The organism is Synechococcus sp. H55.8 (assembly GCF_047462375.1).
Taxonomy (GTDB): domain Bacteria; phylum Cyanobacteriota; class Cyanobacteriia; order Thermostichales; family Thermostichaceae; genus Thermostichus.
This window is the reverse complement of the sequence record NZ_JANSJC010000012.1, coordinates 52,614-73,882: the sequence shown is the minus strand read 5'-3', so window position 1 is coordinate 73,882 and position 21,269 is coordinate 52,614. Positions and strand designations below refer to the sequence as shown.

General features: G+C 61.1%; 17 protein-coding genes. 7 read left to right on the top strand and 10 right to left on the bottom strand.

The window, feature by feature from the left end; translation table 11 throughout:
• Positions 1-14: 14 nt before the first annotated feature.
• The 5 genes from NW862_RS06995 to NW862_RS06975 all read right to left on the bottom strand — a co-directional run bounded on the left by NW862_RS06995 (position 15) and on the right by NW862_RS06975 (position 8,253).
• Positions 15-2,621: a DUF3536 domain-containing protein gene (locus NW862_RS06995; RefSeq protein ID WP_414333503.1), complete on the bottom strand. Its 2,607-nt coding sequence runs from the start codon at positions 2,619-2,621 to the stop codon at positions 15-17.
• A 228-nt stretch (positions 2,622-2,849) separates the two neighbouring features.
• Positions 2,850-3,863 (bottom strand): phospho-N-acetylmuramoyl-pentapeptide-transferase, encoded by a 1,014-nt coding sequence (gene mraY / locus NW862_RS06990; RefSeq protein ID WP_414333544.1) that lies wholly within the window; start codon positions 3,861-3,863, stop codon positions 2,850-2,852.
• A gap of 170 nt (positions 3,864-4,033) precedes the next feature.
• A complete protein-coding gene (locus NW862_RS06985; RefSeq protein ID WP_414427046.1) occupies positions 4,034-6,409 on the bottom strand; it encodes a phosphoketolase in 2,376 nt (791 codons plus the stop codon).
• Positions 6,410-6,772: 363 nt separating this feature from the next.
• Complete coding sequence (locus NW862_RS06980) at positions 6,773-7,870, bottom strand: pentapeptide repeat-containing protein (protein ID WP_414427045.1); 1,098 nt, start codon at positions 7,868-7,870, stop codon at positions 6,773-6,775.
• A gap of 8 nt (positions 7,871-7,878) precedes the next feature.
• Positions 7,879-8,253 (bottom strand): DUF1257 domain-containing protein, encoded by a 375-nt coding sequence (locus tag NW862_RS06975; protein ID WP_414333509.1) that lies wholly within the window; start codon positions 8,251-8,253, stop codon positions 7,879-7,881.
• A gap of 221 nt (positions 8,254-8,474) precedes the next feature.
• Between NW862_RS06975 and NW862_RS06970 the strand changes: the two genes are divergently transcribed.
• The 5 genes from NW862_RS06970 (at position 8,475) to chlP (ending at position 13,834) form a co-directional block, all read left to right on the top strand.
• Positions 8,475-9,455, top strand: a complete 981-nt coding sequence (locus tag NW862_RS06970) for an alpha-ketoacid dehydrogenase subunit beta (RefSeq protein ID WP_414333511.1) — start codon at positions 8,475-8,477, stop codon at positions 9,453-9,455.
• 103 nt (positions 9,456-9,558) lie between these two features.
• The gene (locus NW862_RS06965) at positions 9,559-10,929 is read left to right on the top strand and encodes a DUF3084 domain-containing protein (protein WP_414333513.1); all 1,371 of its coding nucleotides are present in this window, start codon (positions 9,559-9,561) and stop codon (positions 10,927-10,929) included.
• On the top strand, positions 10,926-11,375 hold the full coding sequence (locus NW862_RS06960; protein ID WP_414333515.1) for a resolvase: 450 nt from the start codon (positions 10,926-10,928) through the stop codon (positions 11,373-11,375). The genes NW862_RS06965 and NW862_RS06960 overlap by 4 nt, the downstream gene beginning before the upstream one ends.
• On the top strand, positions 11,356-12,453 hold the full coding sequence (locus NW862_RS06955; protein ID WP_414333517.1) for an extracellular solute-binding protein: 1,098 nt from the start codon (positions 11,356-11,358) through the stop codon (positions 12,451-12,453). Before NW862_RS06960 ends, NW862_RS06955 begins: the two co-directional genes overlap by 20 nt.
• Positions 12,454-12,613: 160 nt before the next feature.
• Positions 12,614-13,834 carry a geranylgeranyl reductase gene (chlP, locus tag NW862_RS06950; RefSeq protein ID WP_414333518.1) on the top strand — a complete coding sequence of 407 codons (1,221 nt, stop codon included), beginning with the start codon at positions 12,614-12,616 and terminating at the stop codon, positions 13,832-13,834.
• Between the two features lie 6 nt (positions 13,835-13,840).
• On the opposite strand, the gene NW862_RS06945 is transcribed toward chlP, so the two are convergent.
• Positions 13,841-14,668, bottom strand: a complete 828-nt coding sequence (locus NW862_RS06945) for a hypothetical protein (protein ID WP_414333520.1) — start codon at positions 14,666-14,668, stop codon at positions 13,841-13,843.
• Between the two features lie 296 nt (positions 14,669-14,964).
• On the opposite strand from NW862_RS06945, the gene NW862_RS06940 reads away from it, so the two are divergent.
• Positions 14,965-16,332: an MFS transporter gene (locus NW862_RS06940; protein WP_414427044.1), complete on the top strand. Its 1,368-nt coding sequence runs from the start codon at positions 14,965-14,967 to the stop codon at positions 16,330-16,332.
• 20 nt (positions 16,333-16,352) lie between these two features.
• Here NW862_RS06940 and NW862_RS06935 read toward each other — a convergent pair whose 3' ends face one another.
• From NW862_RS06935 to trpE, 4 genes are all read right to left on the bottom strand, one after another.
• Positions 16,353-16,808 carry a hypothetical protein gene (locus tag NW862_RS06935; protein WP_414333524.1) on the bottom strand — a complete coding sequence of 152 codons (456 nt, stop codon included), beginning with the start codon at positions 16,806-16,808 and terminating at the stop codon, positions 16,353-16,355.
• Positions 16,809-16,964: 156 nt separating this feature from the next.
• Positions 16,965-17,978 (bottom strand): chlorophyll synthase ChlG, encoded by a 1,014-nt coding sequence (gene chlG / locus NW862_RS06930; RefSeq protein WP_414333525.1) that lies wholly within the window; start codon positions 17,976-17,978, stop codon positions 16,965-16,967.
• 134 nt (positions 17,979-18,112) lie between these two features.
• A complete protein-coding gene (locus NW862_RS06925) occupies positions 18,113-18,910 on the bottom strand; it encodes a phytanoyl-CoA dioxygenase family protein (protein WP_414333527.1) in 798 nt (265 codons plus the stop codon).
• Positions 18,911-18,916: 6 nt separating this feature from the next.
• Positions 18,917-20,413, bottom strand: a complete 1,497-nt coding sequence (gene trpE, locus NW862_RS06920; protein ID WP_414333546.1) for an anthranilate synthase component I — start codon at positions 20,411-20,413, stop codon at positions 18,917-18,919.
• 91 nt (positions 20,414-20,504) lie between these two features.
• Here trpE and NW862_RS06915 point away from each other — a divergent pair, with 91 nt between their 5' ends.
• A complete protein-coding gene (locus NW862_RS06915; RefSeq protein ID WP_414333529.1) occupies positions 20,505-21,080 on the top strand; it encodes an NUDIX hydrolase in 576 nt (191 codons plus the stop codon).
• Positions 21,081-21,269 lie beyond the last annotated feature (189 nt).

Genomic DNA, 21,269 nt, shown 5'->3' with positions numbered 1-21,269 from the left:
GGCCGCTGTGCAACTCACTTGGCTCTGAACTCTTGGGGTTGTAGGTGCCGCAGCCAAGCGTTGACGTTGACCCGAATCCGTTGCCCAACCTGTAAGAGGCGGTGCAGATTTTCGGCGGAAATGTCGCGGCACTCTTCTGGGGGCCAAGCCGGGCAGCGGGGGCCGACCTGACGTTCCAGGGTCGCCAGGTAGAGCTCTTGGAGACGATCCAGATTAATGGGCAGGCGCAGATCCGCGGCCAATTGCAACCACTCTTCCAGGTTGTGGAGCTGTTCGCCAACAGTCTCCAGCTCAAAAGCGTGGGCAAGCTGCCACATCCCCCGCTGCAAGAGCCGATCCAGAACACGGGCTGCTTCTTCCCGCCGCAACTGACACCCCAACTGCTCCGCCTCACGGGCGATCGCCCGCAACTCCATCAGGTGATCCCGCTTGCCCTCTTCTATTTCCATCGCCCGCAAACTGTTCAACAGGCGCTGGTTGAGGGTGATCTGAGCTGCGGCCAACAATTCTTCCGGGATCGGCAGGCCATCGGCACGAAAAGCCATCAGGATCCCGTAATTGTCCAGGTAGGTTTGGCGATAGAGTTGGGCCAGGCGGTCTAGGGTATCTTGGGTAAGCCAGCGCATCATCTGCTGCCGGTCTTCGTCGTTCAGGGCGTTGAGGTCAAAGGTTTCCGGCCCAAACAGATCTTGCAGAGCCAGGATCATCTCCACCCGACTGGGGGATCCGGCCAGCAAGCGGGTTTTCAACTGTTCATAGCTGCGCCGCCCGGCAAACGGCCTAACGCCACATTGAAAGTCCCAGCCGCCGATGTGGAGCATGGCGTAGATCAGATCGTGCTCTTCGCGGGTGCTGGGAAAGGTAAGCTTCACCCGCCCGATGGCCAGTGTGGATCCCCCTATCGTCAGGCGCTCCTGATCCACTGGATCCAACCCATACCCTTGGGAGCGGGGGATGCCGTTAAAGAGAGACAGCATGGCGTGCTGGGCCACCAGCCGCTGTGGGCTGACCAGGGTGGGACGCACCAAGGCGCAGTAGACCCCCTTGCCGTCTTTGTAGAGGTCGAGGTTGCTGGGAGCCTTGCTCAGGCGGTTGAGGAACTCCTCTTCTAGGCTCACATCCGTCACGGCTGCCGCCAACTGGATAGCCCGTGCCGCATAGCGCAGGATCTGCACCCCTTCAGGACGGGATAGCTCCTCAAAAAACCAGCCACAACTGGTAAACATCAACTGGCTGTAGCGCTGCATCTCCAACAGGCGCAGCACCTGCACCTGATCTTCAGCCCTGAGGCGGTGGCTCTGATGCTCCCGCAAAAACGAATCGCAGCGCTCCCGATCCAAGATCACCTCAATGTAGTGATCCCGCGCCAGCCAGGGATCCCGCAGGTAGGCTCTGGCTTCCGTCTCGTAGATCTCGGCAAGCTGATCCCGCAGCCAGTTGAGGGCCTCCCGCAACGGTTGCCGCCAGCGTTGGTGCCACCCACCCACCGCTCCACAGCCACAGTCGCGCGACCAACGTCCTACCCCGTGGGCGCAGCTCCAGGCGGTGACCGGTTTCAGTTGCACCTCCCAAGTGGGGGGATGTTGGCTGAGAAAATGGCTGTAGTTGCCCACCTGCCAGCCCCGGCGAGGAAATTCCTCGCAAAAGGCATAGGCCAGCGTGCGCTCCACTCCGCGCTTGTGGTGGCCAAAAGTCTCGCCATCGGTGGCACAGTTGACCAGATAGGCTTCCCCCTCGGTGTCCGGGCGCAGAGCGGAACGGATCCGCTCCGCCAGCGACTGGGTGCTGTAAACGATATCCCCAAAGCCCAAGTCACGGGAAATGGGGCCGTCGAAAAAGAAAATATCCAAGTACCCCTCTCGGTCGGGGGTAAAGCAGCGGTAGGGCCGCCGGGGATCGATCTGGTTCTGGCTGACATCCATCCATTCCGTTTGCCCCAAAGGGCGAACGCGCTGCGCCTGGCTGGGGGCCAAAATGACGAAGCGGATCCCACAGTCGACCAAGGCTGTAACCGTCGCCGCGTCGATGGCGGTTTCCGCCAGCCACATACCTTGAGGATGGCGCCCAAAACGGTGTTGGAAATCGGCAATCCCCCAGCGAATCTGGGTGTACTTGTCGCGCTCGTTGGCCAGCGGCAGGATGACGTGGTTGTAGACTTGGGCGATGGCATTGCCATGCCCCTCCAGCCGCTCGGCGCTGAGACGGTCGCCGGCCAAAATGCGCTGGTAAACCTCAACGTCGTGCTCCTCCAGCCAAGAGAGGAGGGTGGGGCCGAAGTTAAAGCTCAGGAATTCATAGTTATTGACAATGCGCACCACCCGTCCCTGGTCATCCAGAACGCGGGCAAAGGCATTGGGCCGATAACACTCCGCCAGAATGCGCTCGTTCCAGTCGTGAAAGGGGCTGGCGCTGGGCTGACGCTGAATGCGGTTAAGCCAGGGATCCTCCCGCGGCGGCTGATAGAAATGGCCGTGTAACACCACGTAGGGAGCAGTTGCCCTTGGCCGCGCCGAGGCCCGATCGCCAGCCCCCGCCGAGAAGGGAGCTATCTGGGTCGGCGAGTCTCCATAGCCTGACTGTGCCGCTGGCCTGTCGGAATTCTTGGAGCCACTCGGCATCATAAGATCACACTCCTTAAGCTCCCCCCAACTTGGGTTACAGGGGGACGAGCTGTTAACTTAAATTCATATTCATACGTTACAGCGATCCCCGATCTGCGGCGGTGAATGTAAAAGATTCAGTTAGAAATTTGACAGGCAACAAACATCGGTCAGTAATCTTTGCGTTTTTCTCACAACAGAAGGGATCGCGGCTGGATCCCTTCCCTGAGCAGACCCAAGCTCGCCAACTTACATTGCCCAGTGCCACCAGCCCAGACCCACCAGCACCGCCGTGATGCCGTAGAGGCATCCCACCACCTGCACCTCTGACCAGCCGCCCAGCTCCAGATGGTGGTGCAAGGGCGACATGCGCAGCAGCCGTTTGCCTTGTCCGGTTTTGCGTTTGGTGTACTGGAAGTAGCCCACCTGCAGGATCACCGACAGGGCTTCTGCCACCAGCACTGCGCCCATCCAGGCCAGGGCCCAGAGCTGATCCCCCAACAGCGCCAGCCCTGCCAGAGCGCCCCCCAAGCCCAGGGAGCCGGTATCGCCCATAAATAGCCGCGCCCGGTGGTGGTTGTGCACCAGAAAGCCCAGACAGGCGCCGCTGAGAGCAAAGGCCAGCCCTGCCAACTCCGAATCCGCTGCTGTCAACCCAAGCCCCGCCAGGACAAGGGCCACCACCCCTGCCGCCAAGCCGTCCATGCCGTCGGCAAGGTTGACGGCGTTGTTGGTTCCCACCAACACAAACAAAGCCAGCGGCCAGAACAGCCAGCCCAGGGAGAGGGTGCCTATTCCCGGCAGGGTTAGAACGGTAGGGATCCCTTGCCAGGCCAGGTAGCCGCAAAAAACCAGCCCAATCCCCACCTGGAGCAAAAGCTTCGCTTTGGGGGGCAACCCCTTGTTGGAGCGCTGCCGGATGACCAGCCAATCGTCCAGCCAGCCGACCAAGCCATAGGCCAGCGCCAGCAGCGCCACCGCCAGCCACTGGGGATCCCAGCCGCTCCAGCTCCCGGCCACCAGCAGCCCCACAGGCAAAAAGCTGATCCCACCCATCGTCGGCGTGCCTGCTTTCTTATGGTGGGACGGGGGCCCCTCTTGGCGGATGACCTGCCCTGCCTTCCAGCGCCGCAAGGCAGGGAGGAGCAGGGATCCCAGCAAGGCCGAAGCCAACACGCTCAATCCAAAGGGGACGATCACCTGGGGCCGGATCCCGATCACCAGGGCCGAGAGGGCCAAGCCCAGAGTCAGGGAGAGCGCCATCCCACCCCAGTCCGCCTCTTCCAGATCGGGAAGCGTATCCGCATCCGTCCTTTCTGAACCCCTCACACCTTCAACCTCCAACACGCCACAACCGCTCAAAAAACTCCGGCAGGGGAGCCCAAGAAAACTCTATCCTGCCGGAAGCTCAGAGGTGAAGGGCCGGTGGGCGCCTAGTAGGGCCACTTCCAGTTGCGCACCTCCGGCAGATCCTCCCCATGTTCGCGGATGTACTGCTTGTGCTCGACGAGCTTATCCTGAATGATCTGCTTGATGTGGGCCCGTTCGTATTTGAAGCGCTCCACCCGGTCTAACACGTCATCCGCCAAGCTGAAGCGATCCACCTCGTTGAGGACGCACATGTCGAAGGGGGTGGTGGTGGTGCCTTCCTCCTTGTAGCCGCGCACGTGCAGGTTGTGGTGGTTGGGACGGCGGTAGGTGAGGCGGTGGATCAGCCAGGGGTAGCCGTGGAAGGCAAACACGATGGGCTTATCGGGCGTGAAGATACTGACGTAATCCACATCGCTGAGGCCGTGGGGGTGTTCGCTGGGCGGCTGCAACTTCATCAGGTTCACCACGTTCACCACCCGGATCTTGATGTCCGGCAGGTGCTGCCGCAAAAAGTCCGCCGCCGCTAGGGTTTCCATCGTCGGCACATCGCCGCAGCAGGCCATCACCACATCCGGCTCGGAGCCCTGGTCGTTGCTGGCCCACTCCCAGATCCCCAGGCCCTGGGTGCAGTGCTTGATGGCGGCATCCATGTCCAGATACTGCAGGGCCGGCTGTTTCCCTGCCACGATCACGTTGACGTAGTGGCGGCTGCGCAGGCAGTGGTCGGCCACCGAGAGCAGGGTGTTGGCATCCGGGGGCAGATAGACGCGGATGATTTCGGCTTTTTTGTTGACCACGTGATCCAAAAAGCCGGGATCCTGGTGGCTGAAGCCGTTGTGATCCTGCCGCCACACGTGGGAGGTGAGCAGGTAGTTGAGGGAGGGAATGGGCCGCCGCCAAGGGATGTGTCGGGTGGTTTTCAGCCACTTGGCGTGCTGGTTGAACATGGAGTCCACCAGGTGGATGAAGGCTTCGTAGCAGGAGAAGAAGCCGTGGCGGCCTGTCAACAGGTAGCCCTCCAGCCAGCCCTGACAGACGTGCTCGCTCAAGATCTCCATCACCCGCCCATCGGGGGAGAGGTGCTCGTCGTAGTCGTAGATAGGGGCCACCCAGGTGCGGTCGCTGGCCTCAAACACGGCGTTCAGACGGTTGGATGCAGTTTCGTCGGGGCCGAAGAGGCGGAAGTTGTGGGGGTTGAGCTTCATTACATCTCGCAAAAACTGTCCCAGCACCTTCGTGGCTTCGGCTTCGAGGGTGCCGGGGTGGGGTACGTCTACGGCGTAGCGGCGGAAGTCCGGCATTTTCAGCTCCCGCGTCAGCAGGCCGCCGTTGGCGTGGGGCAGGGCACCCATGCGTTTTTCCCCTTTGGGGGCCAGCTCTTGCAGCTCGGGCCGCAAACGGCCGTTTTCGTCGAAGAGCTCTTCTGGCTTGTAGCTGCGCATCCACTCTTCCAGGAGCTTGAGGTGCTCCGGGTTCTTGGCCAGATCCGCCAGTGGCACCTGGTGGGAGCGCCAGAAATCCTCTACTTTTTTGCCGTCCACCTCTTTGGGGCCCGTCCAGCCTTTGGGGGTGCGCAGGATGATCATCGGCCACTGCAGACGGGTAGGATCCCCTTTGCTGCGGGCGTGCTGCTGGATTTCTTGAATCTCGTGGATCACCGTGTCCAAAGTGGCGGCCATCAACTGGTGCATCTGGGCTGGCTCGGAGCCTTCGACAAAGTAGGGCTTGTAGCCATAGCCCACAAACAGGCTTTGCAGCTCTTCACGGCTGAGGCGGGCCAGGATCGTCGGGTTGGCGATCTTGTAGCCATTGAGGTGCAGAATCGGCAGCACCGCCCCGTCGTGGATGGGGTTGAGGAACTTGTTGGAGTGCCAAGAGGCAGCCAGAGGGCCGGTCTCGGCTTCTCCATCCCCGACTACACAGGCCACCAACAGATCGGGGTTGTCGAAGGCCGCCCCAAAGGCGTGGGCTAGAGCATAGCCCAGCTCTCCCCCCTCATGGATGGAGCCGGGGGTTTCCGGGGCCACGTGGCTGGGTACGCCGCCGGGGAAGGAGAACTGCTTGAAGAGCTTGCGCATGCCCTCGGCGTCTTGGCTGATGTTGGGGTACACCTCGCTGTAGGTGCCCTCCAGGTACGTGTTGGCCACCAGAGCGGGGCCGCCATGGCCGGGGCCGGTGATGTAGAGGATGTTGAGGTTTTCCCGCTTGATGATGCGGTTGAGATGCACGTAGATAAAATTCAGCCCCGGCGTGGTGCCCCAGTGCCCCAGCAGGCGCGGCTTCACATGCTCCAGCTTGAGGGGTTCCCGCAGCAGCGGGTTGTCCATCAGGTAAATCTGCCCCACCGACAGGTAGTTGGCGGCCCGCCAGTAGGCGTCCATTTTGCGCAGTTCGTCGTCGGTCAGCGGTTTTGTCGAGAGCTGTTCTGCCAAAACCATAGCCGTACCCCCTAGGTATCTCTACTCCCATGGTGAGCCAGGTTGGGGCGTAGGCTTGGGGATCTTGGGATTCCTTTGGATTTGGGAGATGGGGTGAGGGTTGACAAGGGCGGGCCTAGGTAGAGCTGCAGCATTTTGCCCATGACCATTAGATACTCTCCCTGAGGGGCACCCCTCACCCCCAGCCCCTCTCCCAACCCTCACCCCCAACCCCTCTCCCTGAGGGAGAGGGGAGTTAGGGATCGATGTGACAAACCTATTGTTGAATAAGGCCATGGAGATTACCCAGCAGCGAGGAAGCGTTGAGCAAAAGTTGGCATCATCCGGCGTTGGGTTAGTCTTGCTCAAGCGGCAGGTATCTTGTTACCACCACCAGGGCTTGAGGGGGGTGCCGTCGGGGAAGATGAGGCCGACAATCTGGGATCCGCTGTGCTTGAGGCCCTCGATCTGGGCGCCTTGCAGGTTGGCTTGGGTCAGGTTGGCGCGGCTGACATCAGCCCAGCGCAGGTTGGCCCCCTGGAACTGGGCCTGGCGCAGCTCGGCGCCGCTGAGATCGGCTCCTTCCAGGTCGGCATTTTGCAAGTTGGCCCCCCGCAGATCCGCCCGCTGCAGGTTGGCCCCCCGCAAGTCTGCTCCCTCTAGGTTGGATCCGCGCAGATCCACGCGGCTGAGGTCGGCCCCCCGCAGCCGGATCTGGCGCAGCACCAGCCCCCTCAAGTCGGCCTTGCTCAGGTCTTGGCCACAGAGATCCTGCCCCTCTCCTCCCCAGTTCTGCAACTGCCAGATGTGGCGCAGCCGCTCCTCCAGGTGGGTCTCTTGGGAAAGCCGGGATCCCCGCAGGCTGGTGCCGCTGACTTTGGCCCCTCTCAAGTCGGCTCCCTCCAGATCGGCCCCCTGTAAGTCGGCTCCGCTCAGCTTGGCCCCTTGCAAATTGGCCTGGCGCAGATCCGCTTGCTGCAGTTGGGCGCCGTTGAAGTTGCAAAAGCGCAGGTTGGCCTTTCTCAAATTGGCTTCGTGGAAGTTAGCACCCCCCAGCCGCGCCTCTTGCAGATCCACTCCCTCCAAGTCGGCGTAGGTGAAGTCCCGCTCGCCGCGCCGATAGGCCACGATCACCCCTTGCGCTCCCCCCACCGGGCGAAAGGGGCTGTAGGCGCGACAGGCCCGCTCCGCCTCCGGCTGCCCTAGCTGCGACAACAAGCGCCAAGCCGCCAGGCGCACCGCCCAAGAGCTGTTGCCGGCCAGGGCCGCAATCAGCTCGGCCAGGCCCGCCGATCCGTACTCCAGCAACTGGGGCAACGTAGCCAGGCGCACCGCTTCGTCGCTGTGGGCAAGGCGCCGCCGCGCCCCCTCGATGCCTCCCAACACCAAAGCCTGGGCCGGGGCGGTCGCCGTTTGACCCCCCAACACCAGATCCCAAAGTCGTGGCCGGGTGCCACCGGAGAGCTGGGAGTTGCCGATCATGGGCCCGGCTATACCCAACGTCCCACCACGACGCGGATGGTGCCATCCTCCAACACTTCTTCGGCCTCAATGGCATAGCCCTGTTCCCGGGCCGAGCGCAGCAAGCTTTTGTGGGCGTAGCGCTGCAAAATCGGCTCCAAGAAGGTCTGGGGATCGATACCTGCTCCCCACAGATCGGTCACCAGCTCGTAGTGATCCCCGTTGCGGCGAAAGCCGATGTCGAAGCCATTTTGCTGACGGATCACCAAGTCGGCGCGGGTGCGATTCCACAGGTAGCCGCGCAAGCTGGCATCCCGCTGCACGGCGTAGCCCAGTTCCTTTAGGGTCTCTTCCAAGAGCTCGGCGTCCTTGATTTGCACTTGCAGAGTGGTGAAGTGAGACATGGCGGTTACAATCCTTTGCGGGATGGAGACGGGATCCTCCACTATAAAGTGCCCTTGCGGTTGTGGAAAAAATGTGAAAAAGCATCACGTGGATCCCTAACTCCTCCCCTGGACAAAGGAGTCGCGGAAGTGTCTCAATCGGGTTTGCAATGAGCCTATCTGTGGGCGGATCCCTGCCGGCAAAATGGTTTAATGGGAGTTTAGCCCTTCACTTGACCCCTATGGCTGAGACCTTTCTTTACAACGCCTTGCGTGCCGCCCTCGACGAAGAAATGGCCCGCGATTCCAATGTATTCGTGCTGGGAGAGGATGTCGGCCATTACGGCGGCTCCTACAAAGTCACCAAAGACCTGTATCGCAAGTATGGGGAGATGCGCCTGCTGGATACCCCCATTTGCGAGAACAGCTTCACCGGCCTGGCCATCGGGGCAGCCATGACCGGCTTGCGCCCGGTGGTGGAAGGGATGAACATGGGTTTTTTGCTCCTGGCCTTCAACCAAATCGCCAACAACGCCGGCATGCTGCGCTACACTTCCGGCGGCAACTTTAAGATCCCACTGGTCATCCGCGGGCCGGGCGGGGTGGGCCGCCAGTTGGGAGCCGAGCACTCGCAGCGGCTGGAGGCTTACTTTCAAGCGGTGCCCGGCCTCAAGATCGTGGCCTGTTCAACCCCTTACAATGCCAAGGGTTTGCTCAAGTCGGCCATCCGCGACGACAACCCCGTTCTCTTTTTCGAGCATGTGCTCCTGTACAACTTAAAAGAAGATCTGCCGGAGGAAGAGTATCTTTTGCCTCTGGATAAAGCCGAAATTGTCCGATCCGGGTCGGACGTTACCCTGCTCACCTACTCGCGCATGCGCCACCACGTGCTCAAGGCTGTGGATACTTTGGTGTTACAGGAGATCGATCCCGAGGTGATCGATTTGATTTCCCTCAAACCTCTGGATATGGAGACCATTGCTGCTTCGGTGCGCAAAACCCACCGGGTGGTCATCGTTGAAGAAGACATGAAAACAGGCGGCATTGGGGCGGAGCTGACCGCCCGCATCATGGAAGAATTGTTTGACGAGCTGGACGCGCCGGTGGTGCGGTTGGCCTCCCAGGACATTCCCACCCCCTACAACGGCACGCTGGAGGCAGCCACGATCGTGCAGCCGGCAGATATTGTGGCGGCGGTGGAGCGGCTCCTCTACGCTGATTAGAGCCCCTGGCATCAGACGTCGAAATCCTACTCCCAGCTCCGCAATCACCTGCAAAGTTCTCAGGGCAACCTTGCTAAGATTTCCATGGCAGGGATCCCAGGCTATGCAAGGCGTACTGCTGATCCTCTACATGTTGTTTGTCAGTGGCCTGATTGCCGTGGTTGGGGATCGGGTCGGCTATCGGATTGGCAAAAAGCGCCTCACCTGGTTTAACCTGCGCCCCCGCCACACGGCCGTTTTGGTAGCCGTGATTACCGGGGTGAGCATCTCGGCGCTGACCTTGGGCACACTGCTGCTCCTCAACCGCTCCCTGTCGGAGGCCCTGTTCAGCTACACCAACCAAATTGCCCAGGCGGAGCAGGAGCTGCGGGCCCTCAACCGCCAAAAGGCCCTGCTGGAAGCCGAAAATGCCGCTCTCAGGGTTGAGCGAGACCGCCTCAAGCTGGATCTCGACCAGTTTCGCAGCCAGCAATCGGCAGCCCAGACCCGCCTGAGCGAAGTCCGGGATCAACTGACCTTGGCGCTGCAGGAGCGGCAAGAGGCAGAGGCCAAGCTGGCGGCAGCCAATGAGCAACTGGCCCAGGTGCAGCCCAGCCTGGCTCGAGCCCAGGCCGAGTTGGAGGCGGTGAAGGCAGAGGTGGAGTCGGCCCGGCAGGTCATTGCCACGCTGCAGTCGCAAAAACAAGCCCTGCAACTGGATCGGGATCAGTTAGAGCGCTCGTTGGATACGGCCCAGGCAGCTCTGGCCCAACTGGAGAGCCAAAAAAAACAGCTTGAGCAGGAGATCGAGCAGCTCAACCAGTTGGCGGTGCGGTTGCGGCGGGGAGAGTTGGCCATCCTGGCCGGAGAAGTCTTGGCGACGGGGGTTGTCGAGTCGCCGGAAGGGGCCAAACCGGAGGTGATCCGGCAACAGTTTGAGCGACTGTTGGCTCAGGCCGAGCGACGGGCCCTCGCCCTCGGATCCCAGCCCATGCCCCCTCTGGAAAACGCGATCTTGATCCGCCGCGAGGATGCCGATCAAGCCTTGGAAAAGCTACAAGAACCCGGTAGCTGGGCGGTGCGCATTCTCTCGCTCTCCAATCGGCTCAAGGGCGAGCCTGTGCCTGTGCTGGTACAGATCTACCCCAACCAGCGGATTTTCGCCAAGGGATCCGTGCTGGCCCAGGGGGTGATCCAGCCGGGTTTGAGCGAAAATCAAATCCAGCAGCAACTGCTGCGACTGCTGAACCAGGCCAATCAGCGCTCGCAAGAGGAGGGGCTCCTCTCCGATCCCATCACCGGCACCGTTGGGGAATTCTCGCAGGTGAAGTTTTTGGAAGTGGTGCAGCGCCTCCGTCAAAGCACCACCCCTATGGATGTAAAGCTGGTTGCCGACACAGACATTTACACGGCGGGGCCGTTGCGGGTGAGTTTTCTGATGGCCGACCAACCCAGCTCTTCTGGAGTTTCACAAGCGGGGCCCCCTGAGGGATGATGGACTCACTCCGTCCGGTAAGGCTGGAAGAGGGGCGGGTGCTGATCGGTTTTGACCCGGGGCGGGACAAATGTGGCCTTGCCGTTGTGCAAGTCCGGCCGGTGTGGCAGGTCTTGCATCGGGAAGTGGTCTTGGCAGGGGAGGCGCCGGCCAGGTTGCAGAGCCTCTGGCAGCAGTTTGGAGCGGAGCGGGTGATCCTGGGCAACCAGACGACGGCCCAGGCCTGGAAACACCAACTGGAATCACTCATCCCCCCGCCGCAGATCGTCCTGGTGGACGAGCGCCACAGCTCGGAAGAGGCCCGGCGGCGCTACTGGGATTTTTACCCGCCGCGAGGATGGGAGCGACTGTTGCCCAAGGGGATGCGGATGCCGGCCAAGGCGTACGATGATCTGGTGGCTCTGATTCTGGTGGAGCGCTATTGTCGTGAGACTGAGCCGACGTGAGCTGCTGCAGGGGATCCTGCTGGGGCTGATGGTGACAGGGTGTGGTGGGCACCTGCCTCTGATTGTGGCGCTCAAGCAAGGGATCCCCGCCAGCCTGGTGAACGAGTTTCGCCGCCGCACTCAGGCCCGCTTTCGGCTGCAACTGGTGGATGAGCGGGCCCAACTGCTGGCCTATCTGCGGCAGAGCGTCCAGCCGCCTGGTTCGGCCTGGCGGGTTCGGCGGCCGGTGGCAGCTCTAAGCCTGTTGGGGGCCGACGCTTTGGATCGGGCCGTGGCTGCCGGATGGCTGGATCCCTTGCCGCCTGAGCTTTTGGGGGAACGATGGTCCAATTTGGATCCCCGCTGGCAAGCCGCTGCGCGCCGGGAAGGACAGATCTGGGGTGTGCCTTGGCGCTGGGGGGTAACGGCCATCGCCTACCGCCGCGATCGGGTGGGCAAGCCGATTCGGGACTGGGAAGATCTGTGGCGGCCTGAGCTGACCGGCAAGATCACCCTGCCGGATCACCCGCGGGAGGTGATCGGGCTTGTCCTCAAAAAGATGGGCCGCTCCTACAACGATCCCCTCGACCCTGAGGATGTCGAACTCCGGCAAGAGCTGGGATCCCTGCACCGCCAGGTTTTGGCCTATACTTCCGCCGACTACCTGCCCATCTTGCGCCTGGCCGATAGCTGGGTGGCCGTGGGCTGGTCGCAGGATCTCTATGCCACCCAAGCCAACTACCCGGAGCTGGAAGTGGTGATCCCGGCGTCTGGCTCCGCCATCTGGTGGGATGTCTGGGTGCGACCTCACCTCAAAAACCCTGCCGACCCAGAATCAACCCAGACAGATGCTGGATCCCTGCTGGCCAACTGGATTGACTTTGTCTTGAATCCTGAGTTTGCCCCTCGCCTGGTGAATCTGAGCGGGATCGCTTCGGTTGTGCCGCTGGATTTGGCGCAACTGGCCCCCCGCCTGCAACGCCGAGCCGACTTTCAAATCTCCACTTGGCAACGCGCAGAGATCTGGCGCCCCTTGAGCTCAGCCGAGGCCGAGTCCTATCTCAATCTCTGGGATCAAATGCGACGGGGCCTTCTGTAGAGCCACGGCCCGTGGCAGGCTTTGGCATCTATCGGGTGGACAGTTGAGAAGTCTTGTGCCGGCCCGCAATACTTTGTCAAGGTTTGCAACGCTGCTGAGGAGCTGTGGTAGGATGCCTGCTGTCTGATGAGCCAGTCGCATTTGCATCGAGGAGAGCGCCTTGAGCCTGAGAGTTGCTGTTGTGGGAGGTGGCCCAGCCGGAGCCTCTGCCGCCGAAGTTTTGGCCCAAGCCGGAATTGAAACCTTTTTGTTGGAGCGGAAGCTGGACAACGCCAAGCCCTGCGGGGGGGCCATTCCCCTCTGTATGGTCTCCGAATTCAACCTCCCTGAGGAGATCATTGACCGCAAAGTGCGCAAGATGAAGATGATCTCCCCTTCCAACTATGAGGTGGATATCGTCCTCGACAACGAAAACGAATACATCGGCATGTGCCGCCGCGAGATCTTGGATGCCTTCTTGCGCAACCGTGCCCATCAAAAAGGGGCGGAGCTGATCAACGGCAAAGTGATGCATCTGGAAATTCCCCAAAATAACCGGGATCCCTACATCCTCCACTACAACGATTTCTCCGACGGCTCGAGGCAAGGGAGACCGCGTTCTTTGGCGGTGGATGTGGTGATCGGGGCGGATGGGTTCCACTCCAAGGTGGCGGAAGCCATTGGTGCTGGCGACTACAACTATGCCCTGGCCTTTCAGGAGCGGATTCGGCTCCCGGACGACAAAATGGCCTACTACGAAGAGCGGGCAGAGATGTACGTGGGGGACGATGTTTCTCCAGACTTCTATGCCTGGGTCTTCCCCAAGTCCAACCATGTAGCCGTAGGCACCGGCACCATGAAGGCCAACCAGGCCAACATCCAAAAGTTGCAAGCTGGGATCCGTGCCCGCGCTGCCGAGCGGATTCGGGGGGGGCAGGTGATTAAGGTAGAGGCCCATCCGATCCCGGAGCATCCGCGTCCGCGCCGCGTGGTGGGCCGTGCGGCTTTGGTGGGAGATGCGGCAGGCTATGTAACCAAATCCAGCGGCGAAGGGATCTATTTTGCCGCCAAGTCGGGCCGCATGTGTGCCGAGACCATCGTCGAGACCTCCAACGGCGGGAAGCGCGTCCCCAGCGAGGAGGAGCTCAAGCTGTATCTCAAGCGCTGGGATCGCCAATACGGCCTGACCTACAAGGTTTTGGATATTCTACAACGGGTGTTCTACCGTTCCAACGCCACTCGCGAAGCCTTTGTGGAGATGTGCGCCGACCGGGATGTGCAGCGGCTAACCTTTGACAGCTACCTCTACAAGACGGTGGTGCCCATGAACCCTTGGGTGCAGTTCAAGATCACGGTCAAAACCCTGGGCAGCCTGATCCGCGGCAACGCTTTAGCTCCCTGAGGATCCCTACTGCCACTGGAAGGTGACGGTAACGCGATCCCAATTGGCTTCCGTTTTCAGCACACTGGCAGAGGCCCGTTGTCCGGCGGGCACATCGCTGGGCTCAAACGCGGCCACCCGCGTATCGATGACTGCTTCTCCCTGATAGAAGGTGAAACGAGCGCGGGCGTTGAGAACGGTGCGGGTGCTGCGGTTGATCGCCTCCACGCTCAGGCGGCTGCCGGCCCCTACCCGTTCTTCTCGAATGGATCCCACGATCACGAAATCTCCCGGGTTGGGCGCAGATGTGGCGGCGGTCGGCGTTGGGCTGGCCATCGGTGGGGCCGTCTCGTTCTGCTTGAGGAGCTCCAAAACGCGGGCCAACTCTTGCTGGAAAAAAACAAAGGCTTCCCGCGATTGGTTGGCTACCTGGGCCAAAATCAGCCGATCCGACTCCTCTACCGGAATTTCCAGCAGGGGGGCCGGCCCTTTGAGGGTGACTCGAATGCTGGCGACCTCTTGGTTGATGAACTTATCCAGGTAGGGAAAGATGTTGAGAATGCAGTCTTGAAAGGATCCCATCGGCATAATGCGATTGTTCGTCAGCACCAAGTCGGCCCGCTCACAGCTAGCCCGATCCTCCATATCGATCTCCAGGGGCACGCGGAAGGATCCCAGGCTGGTGTTGGTGATGGTGACGCCAATGCCGTACACCTCCTGTCGCCAGCCGTGGATGATCTCCAGGCTGGGACTGGTCACTTCCTCGGTGAAGTACTCTCCCGCCCAGACAGGGGATCCCCCCAGAGATAGGGTCAATAGCAACACAGGGAAATAGCAGGTCAGTCTCCGGTTCACCTCAACCTTCCTCCACGCACAGCTTGTGAATTCTGGGGCAAGGCATCGATTTGCTTCCCTGAGATGGAAATAGCCTAGCCTCAGAGCTACCGCCCAACCAAGAGACGCACCTTTTGCACTGGACACCCTCTCCGCCCCGACCTTTTGCACCAGCAGCCAATGGTCATCTCCGCAGGTATCCGAAATATCCATTTTTACCTCAAAGCACCCCCTCAGCGGGTCTGGAGAGGCCATTCTTTGCAGGGATCCCCAAAGATCGCCACCTACTCCGTACACTGGGATCCTGGGGGGGCATGATGACCGGACAACGACTCAGCCTGTGGACGAAGCTGGCCTATGGGGTGGGGGATCTGGGCACGGGCATAACGGCCAATATCCTCATCTTTTTCCTGCTGCCCTTTCTCACCAATACCGTCGGCATGGCGGCGGGCCTGGCCGGCAGCATCTACGCCATCACCCGCTTTTGGGATGCCCTCAACGATCCCCTCATCGGCATCCTCAGCGACCGCACCCGCAGCCGTTGGGGTCGTCGCCGCCCCTGGCTGCTGTTTTCGGCTCTTCCCTTTGCCCTGACCTTTGCGGCGCAGTGGTGGATCCCTTTTCCCGGTCGAACTGGGCTTTTGTTTGCCTATTACCTGGCGGTGTCGCTGCTGTTTAACACCTTCTACTCTGCCGCCAACATTCCCTATGCCTCTCTGACAGCGGAGCTGACCCAAGACTACGACGAGCGCACCCAGCTCAACCAGTTCCGCTTTGCCTTCTCGGTGGGAGGCAGCATGGTTGCAGTAGTCAGCTTTCCGCTTTTGGTTAACCTGCTGCCGGATCGGGCTGCCGGCCATCTGCTGGCGGGAGCTTGTTTTGGGGGGATCTCGGCTGTGCCCCTGCTGCTCTGCTTTTGGGGGGTGCGAGAACGGTATCAATCCTGGCGGGATCCGCTGCCCCTACTGCAGCAACTGCGGGTGGCCTTCAGCAACCGCCCCTATCTATTTGTCAGCGGCATCTACCTGTGTTCTTGGCTGGCGTTTCAGTTTACGGCCACGATCATCCCCTATTTCATCGTTTTCTGGATGCAGTTGCCGGAGGTGTGGATCTCGCTAGTGGTGTTGGCGGTTCAGAGCGTTGCGGTGCTGACCCTGTTTGCCTGGACGCGACTGAGCGCCCACCTGGGCAAGCGCGCCATGTACCTGATCGGGGCGGGGTTTTGGCTGATCTCGCAAGCCGGCCTGTTTTTCCTACAGCCCGGCCAGGAGCGGCTCATGATTGCCCTGGCGCTGTTGGCGGGGGTGGGGGTTTCGGCCACGGCCTATCTCGGCCCCTGGTCGATGTTGCCGGATGTCATCGACCTGGATGAGCTGCAAACTGGGGAGCGGCGGGAAGGGATCTTCTACGCCTTGATGGTGTTCCTGCAAAAGGTAGGCCTAGGACTGGGGCTGTTTTTCCTAGGGCAAGTTCTGGAGTGGTCTGGCTTTATCCCTTCGGTGGCCGGGGGGCCGCCGCCCACCCAGCCGGAATCGGCCCTGTTGGCCATCCGCCTTGCCATTGGCCCCTTGCCGGCGGTGGTTTTAATCGGCGGCATCCTGCTGGTGTGGCTCTACCCCATCACCCGGCAGCGCCACCGGCAGATCCTGCAGGAACTAGAAGCAAGACGGGCGGGATCCGCCTAGACAAGAGCCGCTTCCCCTCTTTAGTTGAGGATGATGCGCAGGCCGCTGCCGGAAGGCTGCACCGGCTCGGAGTTGGGCAGAATCCGCAGGCCGCTGCCGCTGGGCCGGATCCCGGTGTTGTCGGTATTGACGAAGAAGGTGTTGGAGCGGCCATCCCGCTCGTAGACCACCACGTCGTTGGAATTGAACTGGGAGCGGCAGATGATGGGGGAGTTGTCGGCAGCAGTGGCGGCGCTGCAGCGGTAGCCAGGGGCAGAGACCACTTGGCCCTCGGCATCGATGGAAAAAGGAACTCCCCCGGGCGGGAACGGAGCCAAGAGCGGCTGGTCGGGGTTGAGGATAACCGAGCCACCGGTGCTGGGTTCGACAACGATCCCGCGGCCATCAATGACGATCCGCTGAGCTTGTACAGGAGCGACAGCCCCCAAGAGCAAAGCCAGGCTTAGCCCCAGTGGGCGGGGAAAAAACAGTTTCATCGGACATCTCCTTTGGCCCAGGGCCATTCCACTCTTTGGGATCCATCGGCTACCTTGGAGGGATCCCTAACTTGATCTTGGCCCAGGTAGGGAGGATAACCCAGGGCGGAAGCCGTCACCTCGCTTGCCAGGATGGGCACTTGGCCTTCGGCTCGACTACCACAGCCCGGAACGCCCCAGCGCCAGACCCACCACCAACATCCCCAACACCAGAAAAGGCTGAGCGCTGGCCTGGTATTTCACGTCGTTGTTGAGGGGATCCCGCAGCAGGTACATGTCTTGGAAGGTGATCTGGGGGATAATGAGCAGCACCAAAATCGCCGCATAGAGTTTTAGGCCGGCTCCCAGCAAAAACGAGGCCATGCCGAACTGAAATAGATCAATCATCAGCGCCGCGATCCAGGCCGCCCCCACAGCGCCAAACATCACCGGCAAAGAGGCGAGTCCAAATTGTCTATCTCCCTCGATGCTTTTGAAATCGTTGACCACGGCAATCCCCAAGCCGGCCAAGCTGTAGATTAGAGTTAGGATGCAGACTGTCCAGTTGAGCTGGCCAAACAGGGCGTGGCCTGTCCACCAGGGCAAAGCAATGTAGCTGGCGCCCAGGGCGTAGTTGCCCAGCCAGCCATTGCGCTTTAGTTTCAGGGGCGGCGCCGAGTAGATGTAGGCAATTAGGGCTCCCGCCAGGGCAATGCAGGTGATCACCGGGAAGTCGTGGCCGGTGTACCAGTCCAGGGCATAGGCCAACCCCAGCCCCAAGATCAGCAGCACCCAGATCTGGATAACCACCCGCTGCAGGGAGATGGCCCCGGAAGGGATGGGGCGGTAAGGCTCGTTGATGGCGTCGATGTCGCGGTCGTAGTACTCGTTCAGGGTCTGGGTGTAGCCGGTCATCAGGGGGCCGGCCAGGATCATGCCCACCAGGATGAGGGCCACGTTCTCCCAAGTCCAGGTAAAGTGGCCAGAAGAGGCCGCCCCCGGAATCAGGCCCCACACCAGCGGGATCCAGGTGACGGGCTTCATCAGTTGCAGGTGGACTTGCCAAACGGAGCGAGACTCCACCTCTGCCCCTTTCATGCCCAAAAGTTGACGGACACGCCGGCTGGCGGATCCTTGGTCGGTTTCAGGAGCCGGCGCGGTTTCTGCGCTGGGATCGGCAGCAGGGGCCATTGCGTCTGCCGCTGGCGCCAAAGATGGCTCTTGAGAGGTGCTTTCGCTCATAGTGGGGTGCGCAATCAAACTTCAACAACGGGGATACCCACCCCCATTCTGAGGCATCTTCCCTCGTTCCTCAAAACTTTCCTCTAGACAATCTGCGCTGCCACGAATAGGGATTGGTGCTGGGCCGGGATCCGCTCTTTCTCGGCTGCCGGGATCACCAAGGGGGGCTGCCGGGTGTAGTTGACGGGATCCCGGAACCAAGGTCGGCTGTAGGTGTTGTAAAGGAGGGGCCGGGGAGCGGTAGAACGATTGGCCCGGCCTAGGTGGATCAAGCGGTAATCGAACAGCAGGCAGGATCCCTTGGCCAGCGGCGGATCGACAAAGGGCATCTGCCGGGCCAGCTCGGTGTAGTGGGCCTCGAAAACGGCATGGCTGCCGGGCCAGAGACGGGTTATGCCGTTCTCTTCGTTGACATCCACCAGCGGAATGAGAAGATTGAGGGCATAGCAGGGGATGATGGCATCCAGAATTGCGTCGCCGAAGAGGTGGGAGAGATCCCGGTGAACCTGTTGGTCGGCGGATCCCGGCAGAGAAACTACCACCCCCAGACCGCTCAGGATCAGGCTTGATCCCAAGATTCGCTGCAAAATAGGCAGGACTAAGGGGTGGGCATAGAGCAGGGGATCGTTGAAGGGCCCCTCCAGGCGCACCGTCACCATCACTCGTCGATTGCCCACCAACAGGGCGTCGGTGTGGTTCTCGTGGGTGCAGTAGCGGCTGTAGGTGGCCAGAAAGCTGCTGTGCAGCTTGTCGATGAGCGCCGTGGGGAAGATCTCCGGCAGCACCAGGTAGCCCTCGGTGGAAAACAGGTGAAACGCCTGCTCTACGGTCTCCGGATCCGGCTGCTGTCCTGTATGGCTAAAGCGCACCTGGGCTAACACGAACCTTTACCCCTTTTGCAGACTGGCCACTGCCATCAGCATGCCCCGCGCCTTGTTCAAACATTCTTGATATTCCCGCTCTGGATCCGAGTCGGCCACGATGCCCGCCCCGGCTTGGACGCTCACCTGGCCCCGTTGAACCAGCAGGGTGCGGATGGTGATGGCGGTGTTCAGTTGGCCGGAGAAGTCATAGTAGCCGTAGGCACCGGCGTAGGGGCCGCGGCGGCACCCTTCCAGCTCGTGGATAATCTGCATGGCGCGAATTTTGGGGGCGCCGGTAACGGTGCCGGCAGGAAAGGTGGCCCGCAGCAGATCCCAGGCGCTGTAGCGGGGATCCAACTGCCCTACCACGTTGCTGACGATGTGCATCACGTGGCTGTAGCGCTCAATCTGCATCAGGTCGTCCACCTGCACGGATCCCAGGCGGCAGACCCTTCCCAGGTCGTTGCGGGCCAAGTCCACCAGCATGACGTGCTCCGCCCGCTCCTTGGGATCCGCCAAGAGCTCTTGCTCCAACTGGCGGTCTTCGGCGGGGGTAGTGCCGCGGGGGCGGGTGCCGGCGATGGGACGCACGGTGGCGATGCGCTCTTCCCCCACCCGGCTGAGCTTGACCATCACCTCTGGGCTGGAGCCAATCAGGCACAGATCCCCAAACTGCAAAAATGCCATGTAGGGGGAGGGGTTAATCAGCCGCAGGGAGCGGTAGAGGCGAAAGGGATCCCCGTCAAAGCGGCTGGTCAAGCGCTGCGAGAGCACCACCTGAAAGATCTCGCCGGCGCGGATGTAGGCTTTGGCCTGCTCCACCGCCTGGCAGTAGGCGGCGCGGCTGAGGGTGCTGGGGGGAATGGCATCGGGCAGGTGGGGCTTCCAGTCGAGGCTGAGGTGGGATAGCGACAGGGGAGCGCTGAGCTGTTGCAGCAGCGTTTCCACCCGCTGGCAAGCTTGGGCGTAGGCCTGCTCCGCCGGCTGCTGGCGCGTGTCGGCAAAGGCCACCACCCAGATCTTGCGCTTCACCTGGTCGAAGATCAGGATGCTGTCCACCTGCATTAGGATGGCGTCGGGCGGATCCCCTGGCTGCGGGGGATGGATGGGTACCTTGGGCTCAATCCAGCGAATCAGCTCATAGCCCCAGTAGCCGAACAGCCCGCCAATGCTGCTGGGCAACTCCGGCAGGTGCACCGGCTCATAGGGCTGCAGGCAGCGGGCCAAAATGGCAAAGGGATCCCCGTGGTGCTGCTCTCGATGCCCGTCGCGGTGGATTTGCAAGGCCTGATCCCCGCGCACCTCTAGCACCCACAGGGGATCGCAGCCGAGGAAGCTGTAGCGGGCCACCTGCTCCCCTCCCTCCACCGATTCCAACAAAAAGTTGTAGGGCCGCCCGGCGCAGACCCGGTACCAGGCAGAGACAGGCGTTTCCAAGTCCGCCACCCATTCCTGGTACACCGGGATGAAATTGCCCTGTTGGCTGAGGGCGAGAAACTCCTTCAGGGAAGGGAAGATCATGGCCTGCACTTCCTGCGGTTTGCCTCTCGACTTTACCCTAAGGCGGGCAACCATTAAGCTGAGGGGGGCTTTTCTCTCGGGAACCTTGGCCATGCATACCCCATCGCAGATCCTTCGCGAGCGCCTGCGCTTCCACGGCCACAAGTACACTTTTGTCAGCCAGCGCTTGCGCTTTCCCAACGGCACAGAAGGGGAGCGGGAGTACCTCATCCACCCCGGCGGCGTTGTGGCCGTGCCGGTGACTGCCGAAGGCAAGTTCGTCTGCATTCGCCAGTATCGCTTTGCCGTCGCCGCCTACCTTTACGAATTTCCTGCCGGCACCGTCGAGCCGGGAGAACATCCGGATGAAACCATTCGCCGCGAGCTGGAAGAAGAAACCGGCCTGCGCGCCCACCGCTGGGATCCCCTCGGCCAATTTTATCTGTGCCCCGGCTATTCCAGCGAGATCATGTACGCCTACCTGGCGCGGGATCTGGAAGTGCTGGATGCTCCACCGGCCAAGGACGAGGATGAAGACATCGCCGTCGTGGAGTTTTCGCCTGCTGAACTAACGGAAATGGCCCGTTTTGGCCTGGACTTTGATAGCAAATCTATCGCCTGCTTTTGGCGGGCCCAATTGTTTTTGGCGGCAGAAAAGGGGGCTATTCCAAGTGGCAACCAGACATGAGTGGCAAACTCTGGCCATTGCAATTGCCGGTGAACCTTTGCCTTGCCTAGCTTCCCTCCCTCAGAGCGAGAGTTAGGGATCGATCCAGCGAGCCGTTCCATTTGATAATGACTACGACTTTTTTGTACAGCTTTTTCTAGCGTTATCTACGGCAGCCAGTATAGATCAATCTCTTGCGTCAGTCGCCCC